The following is a 13,490-nucleotide window of genomic DNA, read 5'->3' on the forward strand; positions in this document are numbered from 1 at the left end:
TGTCGTTTACTGCCTCTTGCACAGCCCTGATATCTCGCCTGTCGGCTATACCCCAGAAACTGGCATGCTACTCTATCGCTACCGGGTCTGTTTACAGGTGATCTCGCCTTTTTCGACCTGTTAACGTCAGCGATTTTAAAGGACAGAGGATAATCACGTTGGGGGCGTTTGAACTCAGTCATCATCACGTTCTCGGCTTTAAGTCAGGAACGTGTCAACGCTATTCAGGACGGGTCATAGATAAAAAAGCCGACAGCAGCGGTGTTGCCGGCTTTTTATTGTCGGCAAAACGCCTGTCTGTGCGTTACTCTCCATCGGGTGTCGCGGGGTCGGGTTCCCAGGAGATAATGTCGCCGGGCTGACACTCCATGGCTTCGCAAATCTTGGCCAGCGTATCGAAACGGATCCCCTTTACTTTGCCGGACTTGAGCAGCGAGAGATTTTGCTCAGTAATACCGATAAAAGCCGCCAGCGATCTGGACGTCATTTTTTTCTCTACCAACAGTTTGTCCAGATGAACCACCACAGCCATAGTCAGATAAACTCCCTGGTTTCTTCTTCCGCTCTGATCCCCGCGAGCATGGCGTGAAACGTCACAAATAACAAGCCGCCGCTGAGCAACAGAATCACATCGCCAATCATCACGGTGACCTGGAAATATTTTTCCGGCGACCAGACGACCAGCGGTATTAAAAAGCGGCACACCGGTAAGACCATGCCAAGGCTTAGCATCATCAACGCAATATTACGCACACAACGCGCCAGCGCCAGGCTGAGGATTTGCCGTTTGCCCACCAGGCGCATCACTTGCATTCCCTGCCAGATAGCGAAAGCGAACAACCCAACGGGAACATACAGAATAATCAATAGCAGTAACGAGTTAAGCGGTGATACGGTAGCCATTGGCTGGCTTTCTGGCTGCATTTCGGCAAATTTAAGCATGCTGGAAATAAAAAACGACTCACCGGAAAAATATAACCACAGGGGGGTAATTAAGGCGAAGATGAAAAAGAGCGGCAATATTCCTGAGATAAACACCAGACTGAGTTTATTTCGTACACCTTTCACTTTGGACCTTCCTGAATTAAGGATTCTATTTTAAAATCAGCATGCTTAAGCATGACATAAGTAGCAGAGAAATGGCAATCTTGCCACCCGCCAGCACACGCGGGCCGCGCCTTAACCAGGGTTCTGGCCATACGCGATAAACGCTTATGGTGATAAATGAAGCCTGAACGGTCCATGTCAACATTCTGAACAGGTAACCGGTCATGGTCAGATGCGTGACTGTCTGCATCATTTCAGCACAATACATGACAATCAAAGCCAGCATGATGTAGTTCAACAGCCGTATTTTGTCATGCGCAACCCATGAGCCGCAAATAAACAGAATGACCGAGACAAAGGTTAATATTGCCCACAACATATCAATCCAGTTCATGATGCGCTTCCATTTTAGCCGACGTCTGCGTTAACAACAGGCGTATGGCCGGACCAATAACGGGCCAGGCCGTATCTGAGAGGATCACCACTGCCGATTGCTGCTGCGGATCGAACGCTATGGCGGAGGTAAAACCAGAGGATTCACCATCGTGCCAGGTGATGTCCCGCCCATGAATACGGGTGGTAAACCAGGCGTAACCCACGCGTGAATCTGCATCGTCAGTGGAAAAGCGTGGCGGCATTGCCGCACTACCGGCGAGGCTGCCCGCCAATAAAGTCTGCGCATAATGCGCCATGTCGACGATGGTCGAGCGCACGCCGGCAGCCGGTGTAAACGCGCGCTGTATCCATGGCGCTTCGGCAAACCCGGACACCGCCCAACCGTGGTGAAACGTGGATGTGTCGGGGGTTAACTCTTCGGCAACAACGGTATTTGCCATTTTCGCCTGCGCAAAAACCCGTGTTTGCAATAGCGTAGTAAAAGGCTGATTTGCTGCTCGCGACAGCGCCAGGCCCAGCAAGGCGTAGCCGGTATTGGAGTAATCAAACCTGGCGGGCGCGGTTAAGCGGGTATGATTCACCATTTCGATAACCGATTTTTCGTCATACTCCCAGAAATTTTCACGGAGGATTATCCGGCTGATTATCCGGATCTTCTGGCGCAGCGATGAGGCCAACGGCGGCAGGCCAGAGCGATGTGATGCCAGTTGCTCAAGAGTTATTTCTCGCGCCGGGCCGCTGATTTCAGGAATAAGTTCGCCGACGCGTGTTTGCGCTGTCGCTTCACCCCGACGAAATGCCTCCATGAGTAAACTGCTGGTCATGGTTTTGGTCAGGCTGGCGATTTCATATTGCTTGTTGTAATCACTGTCCCAGAGTGCGTATTGAACTCCGCTTGGCGTGATTAGCGCGGCGGCGACGCTGCCTCGCGATCCTTTCAATAACGGCGTTAAAAATGACGCCATACTGGCATCTCCCGTCTGGCGAAGAGACGGGGTGCTGAAACCGGGTTGCAGGTAAATACCAGCGGTAATCAGTGAGATAAATACCGTGCCCGCAGCGAGCAACCGCGCGTGGCTGCGAAAGTGACAATTGCTCATGGCGCGGCCTCAGAATGTGTACTGGATCAGTGACGACAAGGTGTACTGCATCCGGCTGTCCACCAGAGGGCTGCTCCCCGCTTTATCGAACAGGTACTGCGCCCGGCTGGTCAATCCCGCCGCCAGGTTTTTATCGAAATGCCACACCAGTTCGGCATACAGACCACCTTGCTGGAAACCTGATGAAGGGGAATAAAATTCAAAATCGGTGCGTTGTGCCTGGTGCGCCGTGACGCCGTAGTGGCGCTGCTGGTAGGCGCTGTTCGCCCAGCTTATATCGCCGCCGACCGAGAGCGCGGCACGCTGCCAGCGCCAGAGCACTGTTTCCACGCCGCTGGTGATGATTATGCTTCTGCCGGGAGATTCGTCGCCATAACGCTGATTTTCAGTGGCGGCTAACAGTCGCAGCCACAACGTCCAGTTTTGTTGTTGGTAGCGCAGGTCTGCTCCAGCCATCACTGCGGCTGACAGGTTGCCCATCCCTTGCAGATCGCGGTTTTTACCGCCGGAAAACGTGTAGTTAAACACCTCTTTTCGCGCTTCATCTTTCGTTAATAGCAAGCTCACGCTGAAGGGCGAGTCCGGCGTCAGTCCCCATATCAGCCCGTCGGTAGACAGACCGAACAACCCCCAGTTTTCGCTATGAAGATTCACGCCCGCTTTCAGCAGTGGTTCCACTGCCGTGTGGTTTGAACCCGAATAAATAGGGCGGGCGCTGACGCCCAGCCCGGCAAAACCGGACAACTCTGCGCTGTGTATCGGCGCACAAATCAGTAATCCTGAGAACAAAACACCCTGTTGCAGACTGCTTTTCATTCGATGCCTCTCCTGGCAAAGGTGGTTGAAGTGGATGCAGGCTAGCCTGGTGTTTATCGTTTTACAATAAGTTTTTATTGTTTTACTTTAATTTCATGACGAGTACAACGTGGTTTGGTCGGGAGACGGGTACAGGAGGAAGCGGCCGCTGTGGCGCTATTTTTGTTATCTGATGATGCGAGTTATGTCACGGGCAGCCAGTACGTGGTTGATGGCGGGTTGCTGCGTTTATAAACGTTTATTTCAATAATGGTGTGGAGGAGTGATGACTTTACGGTTTGAAAATTGTACACGGCGATAGAAAACAGCGATGACGAACTCGCTCGCGGCGTTTGTTTTGAAAACTACCTCTGCGATGGTCGTGATGGTCGTGATGGTCACTGGGATATTGAAATCTGGCAGTCGGTAGAACCCAAAAAATAAAGGAGAGAACGTTTCAAACTCATCATTATCTATCGAAATTCTTTGCAGACTGGCGTTGTCAGCCTCTTGTGTAAGATCTCATAGAAAACTTAAGCGTCTGGAGTGAAGTGGATTGGCGCGCTGATGAACGCAAAGCCAGCGGGGCTACAAGGTCGTGTAGTGGGTACCAAAGTGGCAGGCATGTATGCGTATTCATCAGTGCCCATTGACGCAGCCGCTTAGTGCTAGTCTTACTCCGGCATCGGGCCGCGCCCCAGGCCGGGGAACCATTCCCCCGGCTTTGGGTCCCGGTTCAGACCTGCGCGCCGCCCTACAACACACTCTGGCCGAACGGTTAATACGCTATCTTTTGCAGGCGACGCCTGAAGAGAATTTCGATGCGCGATCCTCGGTGGCATTGTTTTTGTACCCGCAACGTCATAGGGCCATCGCCAGCAAAGGCGGAAAGGACTATTTTAAGGTGGCTACACGGTATTTGAGTTTCGTCTCAACCAGATGCCGCAGAAGGAGCGAAAGGGGCTGTGGTCCACCGTGCTACCGGCACTGGCGAAGAACAACAATCAATGGAGTCAAAGCGATGAGTGTTATCACGACGGCCGCGCTGCAACGTCGACGCGGAGCAGATGTTCTGCTGGAAACCCTATCCAGCGAAGGGGTGGAGTACATTTTTGGCAATCCAGGCACAACTGAATTACCGTTGATTGACGCTCTGTTACGTAATCCGGCACTGAAATATATTCTTGCCCTGCAGGAGGCCAGCGCGGTAGCGATGGCGGATGGCTATGCCCAGGCATCGGGAAAACCGGGGTTCCTCAATTTGCATACGGCAGGGGGGCTGGGGCACGGCATGGGCAACCTGCTTAACGCGAAGGTTTCACAAACGCCGCTGGTGGTGACGGCCGGGCAACAGGATACGCGCCACGCCATCAGCGATCCGCTCTTGTATGACGATCTGCTCAGCATCGCGGCCCCCGCAGTGAAATGGGCGGAGAACGTCTCTAATGCGGCCCAGCTGCCGGTACTGATCCGGCGGGCATTTCACGACGCGAATGCTGCCCCAGGCGGACCGGTATTTCTCGCGCTACCCATGGACATTATGGATGAGCTTTGCGATGTCGCGATTGGCGAACCCTCGCAGATCGATCGACGAGCGACAGGCGGCTCGCTACCGCATCTCGCGAATCTCCTGGCAGGATATCAACCCGGTAAAGTGGCTCTGATTGCCGGTGATGAGATTTACAGCAGTCACGCTTCAGCGGAGACTCAGCAGGTTGCTGAGCTCCTGGGCGCGCACGTTTACGGTTCATCCTGGCCTTCACGCATCCCTTTTCCGACATCACATCCTCTGTGGCGTGGCAATATGCCCACCACGGCGCGCGGCATCGCCGGGATCCTGCAAAACTATCAGGCAATTTTTGCTTTAGGCGGGAAGTCGTTAATTACTATTCTCTACAGTGAAGGCCCGGCCGTGCCAGATAATTGCGCGGTGTACCAACTCTCTGCGGACGTGAACGATCTTGGGCGATCTTATGCGACGCGGCTCTCGGTAGTAGGAGATATCAAGGTATCGCTCAACGCGATGTTGCCGATGCTGGAGAACGCCACGGCCGCGCAGCGCGAACGATATAACGACCTGATTGCGCGAGCGCGGGATGAGAAGCAGTGGGCGCGCGAAGCGCTGGAGAAAGAGGTGCAGGCGAAATTCGGACTACCGACGATCGCTCCGCTGGTGGCCGCTCATGAGGCGGTGCGTGCGATCGGCCCGGATGTGGCGATTGTGGATGAGGCATTATGCGTTTCTTCGCTGGTGCGCCAGTTTCTCTCCAGCGATCAGGCCGGCCAGTACGGTTTTATGCGCGGCGGGGCTTTGGGCTGGGGGATGCCGGCAGCTATTGGTTACTGCCTTGGGCGCGGTCGTCAACCGGTGGTATGCCTGGTTGGCGATGGGGCTGCCATGTACTCACCGCAGGCGATGTGGAGCGCGGCGCACGAAAACCTTCCGGTTACCTTTGTGGTGATGAATAATCAGGAATACAACATTCTGAAAAATTTTATGCGCAGCCAGCAGCACTATACCTCGGCGCAGACCAATACTTTTGTCGCCATGGATATCGCCCAGCCGAAGATAGACTACCAGGCGCTGGCGATCTCCATGGGGTTAACAACACAGTGCATTCGCCGCGCCGCGGATATTGCGCCAGCCATTGAGGCCTCAATCGCCAGCGGAAAACCAGGGTTGATTGAGATTATGGTCAGCACCAGCTAACTCGCCCAGGATTGGGGGGCGGTCAGCAACGACCGCCGTGGTGTGAAGATTTTTTGAAGGAGGTATTACGCGCACCGGGAGTTGCTGACAGCGAGTGGATTGGCCCCTGTTTTTCACCCGCTTATCATTTAACCTATTTACAGGTTCGCCGCCGCAGCTATTCCCGCGGCGGCGGATGCCATTGGTCGTCATGTTCGAAGACCTGCGCATGGTGCTTTAGCGCTGTTAACCTGCTTGCTGGCTTTCCCGTGATATATCAGGCTTCAGCAATAAGGCTCAATAGCGCAGCAACAGCCTGCGGGCCACTTTTAAGGCGGGGACGCGATAAGCTCGTTACAGTCGCCGCTGAACATCCGCATAAGGTCGTCCCGACTAAACCCCGGCGCTTTCCGGTTCTGGCTGACGAATGTCATCCTTACAGGAAGCTTTAAAAAGCGTTGCTAAGGCCAGTATTGTCCAGATACAACCTTGCGGTTCTGGGTTATCACTGTCCGGGCTGCTCGCTGAAGAACCCATTTATTTCTGTTGTCCGTGAAATTCACGCTTCGCAAGCTGCACGGTGAGCGTTTCGATACGCTCGGCCATTTGCCGGGTCAGTTCCGTCAACTGCGTATTTTGTTTCAGTAATTCCAACAGTTGTACTGACTGCTCCTCAGCGAGCATCTGGCGCTTCGTCATGGCGTCATCCAGATCTTCGCGGTGTTGCGCATCCGCCAGCGCATGCGCCTGATCGCGTTCTGCCTGTCGGGTTTGCGCCAACAGGATCAGTGGAGCTGCATAAGCAGCCTGTATACTGAATGCCAGGTTGAGTAAAATAAAGGGATAGGGGTCAAACTTCACGGCGCCTGCAACGTTCAGAACAATCCACACGATCACCGCGATAGTCTGTCCAATCAGAAATGTCGGCGTACCAAAAAAACGCGCGAAGGCTTCTGCTTTCAACGCAAACCATTCATCGCCGAAAGTATGCGTAATCCCTTTTAAGGGGCGATATAAACGAAATTTTTTATCTGTATGCATATCAAAAACTATCCTGTTGGAGGAATTTGCCGGACCGCCAAATTTTTGGCATCAGCGGGAACTGAAGTCCTGTCATACGAGAAGATACGCTAAGTATGTTATACGTTAGCTATAGCGACTGCATATAATACTCGCTTACGGTTGCACGGCTACTCATGGCCTGTCAGGCTGCGGAGAACCTGAGCCTTGCGGCCATGTATTCAAGGTTAACCCCAAACAGTACGCAGAGTTCATCGAGATACCCGATGCCCCGGTCGAGGATGATCCCGTCACGCATAAACTATTGGCAAAGAAAGCTCAGTGAGTTGGTCAGTGGAGAGGCGGTACGCGATAAATACAGGAGCGGACACTGTACCGACGATTGCTTGCAGCAGAGCGGCTGTCGAATTTATCGAAAGCTCCATTGGGCCGTAATGACAAATACTGAGGGTATGATAATACCGACATCCATCCCAAAATAAGACGTAAAATTATACTGGAACCCATGATATATATAGGGAGAAAAACCTATTCCTGTTACTTTCTTAAAGTCATGGTATGAGCCATGATCGCCGCAATCACTGAAAGCGTCAAAGAAAAACTCACCGACATATCCATATATCCCTTTGAAAACCCAGCCGTTATCCCAGCCGACCCAATCTCTTCTTACGCCGGCAGCCAGACATCGGTCATTAAAGCTGTTTTTCATTGTGCCTAAAACAAAGCTATTTTTTGAGTCATCCGAGAATTTTCGCTCAACGGAGATAAAGTTATTTTCAAAATTTTCAGTATACTGCCCGTGATTGTGCGTTAAATGATAAACGTATGAGCCGGTATTTATTGAGTACAGGTTTATTTCATCGGCAGAACAATGCCATGAAACCAAATATAAACTTCCGCACCACAGCCATGTGGAATATCGTTTCCGGATATCCTGTTTGTATCTCACACTATCCATACTCCCTCACCTTGACTAAGGTACTGAAAATTATCTCAGCTTATCCCCGGTTTCCGCTGTATAAATTTTAGCATATTTCGGCATGTCAGGGAGACGCGCTACGGGATAGGGGGTGAGATGATGACTGGTTTAACAGACATCTCAGAGTCATGTACGGGCTGAACCCACCCCGGTAGACATCTCCTGCCCCCACGACGAGGCCTGTTCAATGGCCTCCGGGCTGACGCTACCGGGATGGCTGGCTCAGACTTTTCTGGCGTGAAACAGCCCGTTTTCGCCATCGCTCTCTTCTTCTACCCAGAAGTTGATATTGAACTGCGCGTCATCGCTCATCTCGATGCGATGCCAGTACTGCGGCGGGCTGGTGGCAAACTGACCGGCGTTAATCACCACCTTCACTTCCGGCTCGGTCGCCTGTTCATCAGCAAAGCCATAGTAGATGACCGTTCCTGCCATCACGCACAGCTGGCCGAAGACGCCGGCGGCGGTATTATGGTGGCTGAGCAGGGCGGCGGGGACGTTCTGTTTAGTGAAGAACGGGGTGGAACGTTTAACTCTCCAGTGAGCAGGAATACGCAGGTGAGACATCGTCAGCTCCTTAGCGGATATATAAGATGTATTAAATATGCATCTTTAAGGGCGGTATCGTCAATCAACAGGCAAAAAAAACGCTCCCTGAAGGAGCGTTTTACTCTCACCGACTTAGCGGCCGAAAAGATCGCGTTTTTTAGGTTTGAAAGGCTGAGCAATCAGCACCAGCAGCCCCACGAGCAGATAGGCGGCGAAGATCCCCACCAGCCACTGCGGCATCTCCAGCGTCAGAAACTCCCACTGACGAACGGAGCAGTCACCGCTGGCGACGAACATCTGCGGGATCCACTTATCCAGCGGCAGCCACGTCGGAAAACGGGCGGCGAAATCGCAGGTCTGGAACGGGGAGGGGTGCAGCTGAAGCAAAGTGTGTTCCCATGACAGCTGTAGTCCGCGCAGCGCGCTGTACAGCCAGATAGCCAGCGCCACATAGCGCAGCGGTGTTTTCGGCGCGATGGCCCCGACAATACCGGCGCCCATAACGCCTAATAACGCACAACGTTCATAAATACACATCACACAAGGTTGCAGCAACATCACATGCTGGAACCACAGCGCGACTAATTCAAGGATAAAAGCGGTTAACGCCATCAGGAGCCAGGCTCCGCGTCCCCTTGAGCACTGGTTTAAATATCGCAACATAGTTATTTCCCTGGAACAAGCTAAATCATGGCAGTGTAAACGAAAACCGAACCGACGCCAGCAGCAAGCCGGAAAATATTACGTAAAAGAGTTTTGATTCCGCCACCGCCGCCACGCTCAGCGCATCGAGGAAGGCGGAGGGAAAGCCGCCGCGAGGCAACTGACTTCACCCGGCATTCCCCCCATGGCGGGGGGGTAACGAAAAGTTGAAAATGAAACGGCGATCCCCTTTTAATTACTTCCAGGCGCTATCTGCTCTATAACGGCTCTGGTATGATGAGTGGAATTTGCAACGCTGTGTAATGGAAATCTAATTATGGTCATTAAGGCGCAAAGCCCTGCGGGTTTCGCGGAAGAGTACATCATTGAAAGTATCTGGAATAATCGTTTTCCCCCAGGCACCATCCTTCCCGCCGAACGTGAACTTTCTGAACTGATTGGTGTAACCCGTACTACCTTACGCGAAGTGTTGCAACGTCTGGCTCGCGACGGTTGGTTGACGATTCAGCACGGCAAACCGACGAAGGTGAATAATTTCTGGGAAACGTCCGGGCTGAATATTCTCGAAACCCTGGCGCGTCTTGATCATGACAGCGTTCCGCAACTGATCGATAACCTGCTGTCGGTACGTACCAACATCTCTACTATCTTCATCCGCACTGCGTTCCGCCAGCATCCCGATAAGGCGCTGGACGTGCTGGCCAGCGCGCGGGAAGTCGAAGATCACGCCGACGCGTTCGCCGAGCTGGATTACAACATTTTCCGCGGCCTGGCGTTTGCCTCCGGTAACCCGATTTATGGCCTGATCCTTAACGGAATGAAAGGGCTGTATACCCGCATCGGGCGTCACTATTTCGCCAACCCGGAAGCGCGCAGCCTGGCGCTGGGCTTCTATCATCAGCTGACGAAAGTATGCGAAGAGGGGCTGCACGAGAAGGTTTACGAGATTGTCCGTCGCTACGGTCACGACAGTGGCGAGATCTGGCACCGGATGCAGAAAACCATGCCGGGTGATTTAGTCATCGGTATGCGTTAAGGCGCACGGCTACGATAAAAATGCCCGGCAAGCTGTCGGGCATTTTTTCATCGTTTTACAGCGCGTTCTGGCGCGGCGGGCTGCGCTCCAGCAGTTCGATACTGCCATCGGCATTTTGTTGTTCCAGCAGGATATCAAACCCCCACAGACGATGGACGTGCTTGAGCACTTCCCGACGCCCTTTATCCAGCGGGACGCGATTGTGCGGCACATAGCGCAGCGTCAGTGAGCGGTCGCCGCGTAGATCGACGCTCCACACCTGAATATTCGGCTCGAGGTTGCTGAGATTGTACTGGGCGGACAGCTTCGAGCGGATCTCCCGATACCCCTCCTCGTTATGGATAGCGGAGATCTCCAGGTAGTTATTATGATCGTCATCCAGCACCGTAAAGAAGCGGAAATCGCGCATGACCTTCGGCGACAGGAACTGGCTGATAAAACTCTCATCTTTAAAATCACGCATGGCGAAATGCAGCGTTTCCAGCCAGTCCGAGCCGGCGATATCCGGGAACCAGTAGCGGTCTTCTTCGGTCGGCGACTGGCATATACGCTTAATGTCCTGGAACATGGCGAAGCCGAGGGCGTAGGGGTTAATCCCGCTATACCACTGGCTGTTATAGGGCGGCTGGAACACCACGTTGGTGTGGCTGTGCAGAAACTCCAGCATAAAGCGCTCCGTCACTTTCCCTTCGTCATAAAGATGATTGAGGATCGTATAGTGCCAGAAGGTGGCCCACCCTTCGTTCATCACCTGGGTCTGTTTTTGCGGATAAAAATACTGGCTGACCTTGCGCACGATACGCAGAATTTCGCGCTGCCACGGTTCCAGCAGCGGCGCGTTCTTCTCCATAAAGTACAGCAGGTTCTCCTGCGGCTCTGAAGGGTAGCGGCGGGCCGACTCAATGGTCTTCTCTTCTTCCCGCTTCGGCAGGGTACGCCACAGCATATTCACCTGGCTTTGCAGATACTCTTCCCGGCTCTTCTGCCGCGCTTTCTCCTCCTGCAACGAGATTTTTTGCGGGCGTTTGTAGCGATCGACGCCGTAGTTCATCAGGGCATGACAGGAGTCGAGGAGCTTCTCAACCTCATCAACGCCGTAGCGCTCCTCGCAGTCGGTAATGTATTTCCGGGCGAAAATCAGATAGTCAATGATCGAGCTGGCGTCGGTCCAGCTGCGGAACAGATAGTTGTTTTTGAAAAAAGAGTTATGGCCGTAGCAGGCATGGGCCATGACCAGCGCCTGCATGGTTATTGTGTTTTCCTCCATCAGATAGGCGATGCAGGGATTGGAGTTAATGACAATCTCATAGGCCAGTCCCTGCTGACCGTGCTTATACGCCTGCTCGGTTTCGATAAACTTCTTACCGAACGACCAGTGCGGGTAGTTGATGGGCATGCCGACGCTGGAGTAGGCGTCCATCATCTGCTCGGACGTAATGACTTCGATCTGGTGCGGATAGGTGTCGAGACGGTACAGCTTCGCTACCCGGTCAACCTCGGCAAGGTAGGTTTCCAGCAGTTCAAAAGTCCAGTCGGGTCCATCGCTTAAACGAGTGGTGTCCCTGTTCATGGAATCAATCGTAGCCATTAGCGCGCCCTCGTTGTAGGTGGCTCTCTCTGTACGGAAAGCCTCTTATCAAGCATAGAACAGGGGACGACAAACTGCGCCTCCCGACAATTTCTTTTCTTCGCGATTTCGCAATCTTAAAGGCCTGGTTAATCCATGTTTGCAGAATATTATTCTGAGGAAAAATGAAGCGCAGCACGAGATAGTAAATCTATGGGGTCAGTACTGGTGCGGTTTGCTGTGAGTTAAGTCACCATAAATAAAGCGTATGTTGAATAATATTTTCATCTGAGTTATCAATTTGTAATCAGATGATTGTTCTTTAACTATTACGGAGTCGCTATGCGAGTCGTCATACTGGGAAGTGGGGTAGTTGGGGTTGCAAGTGCATGGTATTTAAGCCAGGCGGGTCACGAAGTGACGGTTATCGATCGTCAACCCGGGGCGGCGGAAGAGACCAGCGCCGCTAACGCCGGGCAGATTTCCCCGGGCTATGCTGCGCCGTGGGCGGCTCCGGGTGTGCCGCTGAAGGCCATCAAATGGATGTTCCAGCGCCACGCGCCGCTGGCTATCGGTCTTGACGGCACCCCGTTCCAGCTGAAATGGATGTGGCAAATGCTGCGCAACTGCGATACCCGCCATTATATGGAGAACAAAGGGCGGATGGTACGTCTGGCGGAATACAGCCGCGACTGCCTGAAAGCGCTGCGCGAAAGCACCGGGATCCAGTATGAAGGCCGCCAGGGCGGCACATTGCAGCTGTTCCGTACCGAAAAACAGTATGAAAACGCCACCCGCGACATCGCCGTGCTGGAAGATGCCGGCGTTCCATACCAGCTTCTGGAAGCGCAGCGTTTGCTGGAAGTGGAGCCCGCGCTGGCCGAGGTCAGCCACAAGCTGACCGGCGGTCTGCGTCTGCCCAATGATGAAACCGGCGATTGCCAGCTGTTTACCACCCGCCTGGCGGCCATGGCGGCGCAGGCGGGCGTCACCTTCCGCTTTAATACGCCGGTGGATGCGCTGCTGTATGAAGGCGAACAGATTGCCGGTGTAAAATGCGGCGCTGAAATCATCAAAGGCGATGCCTATGTGATGGCCTTTGGTTCATACTCAACCGCGATGCTGAAAGGGCTGGTGGACATTCCGGTCTATCCGCTGAAGGGCTATTCGCTGACCATTCCGATTGCCGAGGAAGACGGCGCGCCGGTTTCGACTATTCTTGATGAAACCTACAAAATCGCCATTACCCGCTTTGACCAGCGCATCCGCGTGGGCGGGATGGCGGAAATCGTCGGTTTTAATAAAGAGCTGCTGAAGCCGCGTCGGGAAACGCTGGAGATGGTGGTCCGCGATCTGTTCCCGCGCGGTGGCCACGTCGAGCAGGCAACGTTCTGGACCGGGCTGCGTCCGATGACCCCGGACGGCACGCCGGTGGTGGGCCGTACGGCGTATAAGAATTTGTGGCTGAACACCGGGCACGGCACGCTGGGCTGGACGATGGCCTGCGGTTCCGGGCAGTTGCTCAGCGATTTGATCTCCGGCCGTACACCGGCCATCCCGTATGATGATCTGGCCGTCGCGCGCTATAGCCCCGGTTTTACGCCGGCACGTCCTCAGCATCTGCACGGCGTTCATAACTAAGGAGTCTT

14 protein-coding genes and 1 pseudogene are annotated in these 13,490 nt (G+C 53.6%); 5 read left to right on the plus strand and 10 right to left on the minus strand.

The window, feature by feature from the left end:
- Positions 1–304: 304 nt before the first annotated feature.
- From CWM52_RS00800 to CWM52_RS00820, 5 genes are all read right to left on the minus strand, one after another.
- Entirely contained in the window at positions 305–532 is a 228-nt protein-coding gene (locus CWM52_RS00800) for a helix-turn-helix domain-containing protein (protein WP_100682354.1), read from the minus strand.
- A gap of 2 nt (positions 533–534) precedes the next feature.
- Positions 535–903 carry a hypothetical protein gene (locus tag CWM52_RS00805; RefSeq protein WP_227521247.1) on the minus strand — a complete coding sequence of 123 codons (369 nt, stop codon included), beginning with the start codon at positions 901–903 and terminating at the stop codon, positions 535–537.
- Between the two features lie 190 nt (positions 904–1,093).
- The gene (locus CWM52_RS00810) at positions 1,094–1,441 is read right to left on the minus strand and encodes a hypothetical protein (RefSeq protein ID WP_100682356.1); all 348 of its coding nucleotides are present in this window, start codon (positions 1,439–1,441) and stop codon (positions 1,094–1,096) included.
- A complete protein-coding gene (locus CWM52_RS00815; RefSeq protein ID WP_100682357.1) occupies positions 1,428–2,543 on the minus strand; it encodes a serine hydrolase domain-containing protein in 1,116 nt (371 codons plus the stop codon). Before CWM52_RS00815 ends, CWM52_RS00810 begins: the two co-directional genes overlap by 14 nt.
- Before the next feature lie 9 nt (positions 2,544–2,552).
- Positions 2,553–3,359 (minus strand): MipA/OmpV family protein, encoded by an 807-nt coding sequence (locus tag CWM52_RS00820; RefSeq protein ID WP_100682358.1) that lies wholly within the window; start codon positions 3,357–3,359, stop codon positions 2,553–2,555.
- A 135-nt stretch (positions 3,360–3,494) separates the two neighbouring features.
- Here CWM52_RS00820 and CWM52_RS00825 point away from each other — a divergent pair.
- From CWM52_RS00825 to CWM52_RS00830, 3 genes and pseudogenes are all read left to right on the plus strand, one after another.
- Positions 3,495–3,593: pseudogene (locus CWM52_RS00825) on the plus strand (SDR family oxidoreductase); the annotation flags it as partial.
- A gap of 51 nt (positions 3,594–3,644) precedes the next feature.
- Positions 3,645–3,782: a hypothetical protein gene (locus CWM52_RS26235; protein ID WP_165785327.1), complete on the plus strand. Its 138-nt coding sequence runs from the start codon at positions 3,645–3,647 to the stop codon at positions 3,780–3,782.
- A 577-nt stretch (positions 3,783–4,359) separates the two neighbouring features.
- On the plus strand, positions 4,360–6,048 hold the full coding sequence (locus CWM52_RS00830; RefSeq protein WP_100682359.1) for a thiamine pyrophosphate-binding protein: 1,689 nt from the start codon (positions 4,360–4,362) through the stop codon (positions 6,046–6,048).
- A gap of 516 nt (positions 6,049–6,564) precedes the next feature.
- Here the strand turns inward: CWM52_RS00830 and CWM52_RS00835 are convergent.
- The 4 genes from CWM52_RS00835 to dsbB form a co-directional block, all read right to left on the minus strand.
- A complete protein-coding gene (locus CWM52_RS00835) occupies positions 6,565–7,068 on the minus strand; it encodes a DUF1003 domain-containing protein (RefSeq protein ID WP_100682360.1) in 504 nt (167 codons plus the stop codon).
- 388 nt (positions 7,069–7,456) lie between these two features.
- Positions 7,457–8,005: a hypothetical protein gene (locus tag CWM52_RS00840; RefSeq protein WP_224742540.1), complete on the minus strand. Its 549-nt coding sequence runs from the start codon at positions 8,003–8,005 to the stop codon at positions 7,457–7,459.
- Positions 8,006–8,248: 243 nt separating this feature from the next.
- The gene (locus CWM52_RS00845) at positions 8,249–8,593 is read right to left on the minus strand and encodes a DUF1971 domain-containing protein (RefSeq protein WP_100682361.1); all 345 of its coding nucleotides are present in this window, start codon (positions 8,591–8,593) and stop codon (positions 8,249–8,251) included.
- Between the two features lie 114 nt (positions 8,594–8,707).
- Positions 8,708–9,238 carry a disulfide bond formation protein DsbB gene (gene dsbB / locus CWM52_RS00850; protein ID WP_100682362.1) on the minus strand — a complete coding sequence of 177 codons (531 nt, stop codon included), beginning with the start codon at positions 9,236–9,238 and terminating at the stop codon, positions 8,708–8,710.
- 316 nt (positions 9,239–9,554) lie between these two features.
- Between dsbB and fadR the strand changes: the two genes are divergently transcribed.
- Positions 9,555–10,274 (plus strand): fatty acid metabolism transcriptional regulator FadR, encoded by a 720-nt coding sequence (fadR, locus tag CWM52_RS00855; RefSeq protein WP_100682363.1) that lies wholly within the window; start codon positions 9,555–9,557, stop codon positions 10,272–10,274.
- 55 nt (positions 10,275–10,329) lie between these two features.
- On the opposite strand, the gene CWM52_RS00860 is transcribed toward fadR, so the two are convergent.
- Complete coding sequence (locus tag CWM52_RS00860) at positions 10,330–11,862, minus strand: SpoVR family protein (protein WP_100682364.1); 1,533 nt, start codon at positions 11,860–11,862, stop codon at positions 10,330–10,332.
- Positions 11,863–12,183: 321 nt separating this feature from the next.
- Between CWM52_RS00860 and CWM52_RS00865 the strand changes: the two genes are divergently transcribed.
- A complete protein-coding gene (locus CWM52_RS00865) occupies positions 12,184–13,482 on the plus strand; it encodes a D-amino acid dehydrogenase (protein WP_100682365.1) in 1,299 nt (432 codons plus the stop codon).
- Positions 13,483–13,490: the final 8 nt, after the last annotated feature.

Source organism: Raoultella sp. T31, assembly GCF_002806725.1.
Classification (GTDB): domain Bacteria; phylum Pseudomonadota; class Gammaproteobacteria; order Enterobacterales; family Enterobacteriaceae; genus Klebsiella; species Klebsiella electrica.

Excerpts from the sequence above, each read along its gene's own strand:
- CWM52_RS00810 (WP_100682356.1), bottom strand. The coding sequence starts at position 1,441 with ATGAACTGGATTGATATGTTGTGGGCAATATTAACCTTTGTCTCGGTC.
- CWM52_RS00800 (WP_100682354.1), bottom strand. The coding sequence starts at position 532 with ATGGCTGTGGTGGTTCATCTGGACAAACTGTTGGTAGAGAAAAAAATG.
- CWM52_RS00840 (WP_224742540.1), bottom strand. The coding sequence starts at position 8,005 with ATGGATAGTGTGAGATACAAACAGGATATCCGGAAACGATATTCCACA.
- CWM52_RS00860 (WP_100682364.1), bottom strand. The coding sequence starts at position 11,862 with ATGGCTACGATTGATTCCATGAACAGGGACACCACTCGTTTAAGCGAT.
- CWM52_RS00865 (WP_100682365.1), top strand. The coding sequence starts at position 12,184 with ATGCGAGTCGTCATACTGGGAAGTGGGGTAGTTGGGGTTGCAAGTGCA.
- CWM52_RS00830 (WP_100682359.1), top strand. The coding sequence starts at position 4,360 with ATGAGTGTTATCACGACGGCCGCGCTGCAACGTCGACGCGGAGCAGAT.
- CWM52_RS00820 (WP_100682358.1), bottom strand. The coding sequence starts at position 3,359 with ATGAAAAGCAGTCTGCAACAGGGTGTTTTGTTCTCAGGATTACTGATT.
- CWM52_RS00845 (WP_100682361.1), bottom strand. The coding sequence starts at position 8,593 with ATGTCTCACCTGCGTATTCCTGCTCACTGGAGAGTTAAACGTTCCACC.
- CWM52_RS00815 (WP_100682357.1), bottom strand. The coding sequence starts at position 2,543 with ATGAGCAATTGTCACTTTCGCAGCCACGCGCGGTTGCTCGCTGCGGGC.
- CWM52_RS00835 (WP_100682360.1), bottom strand. The coding sequence starts at position 7,068 with ATGCATACAGATAAAAAATTTCGTTTATATCGCCCCTTAAAAGGGATT.
- CWM52_RS00805 (WP_227521247.1), bottom strand. The coding sequence starts at position 903 with ATGGCTACCGTATCACCGCTTAACTCGTTACTGCTATTGATTATTCTG.
- fadR (WP_100682363.1), top strand. The coding sequence starts at position 9,555 with ATGGTCATTAAGGCGCAAAGCCCTGCGGGTTTCGCGGAAGAGTACATC.
- dsbB (WP_100682362.1), bottom strand. The coding sequence starts at position 9,238 with ATGTTGCGATATTTAAACCAGTGCTCAAGGGGACGCGGAGCCTGGCTC.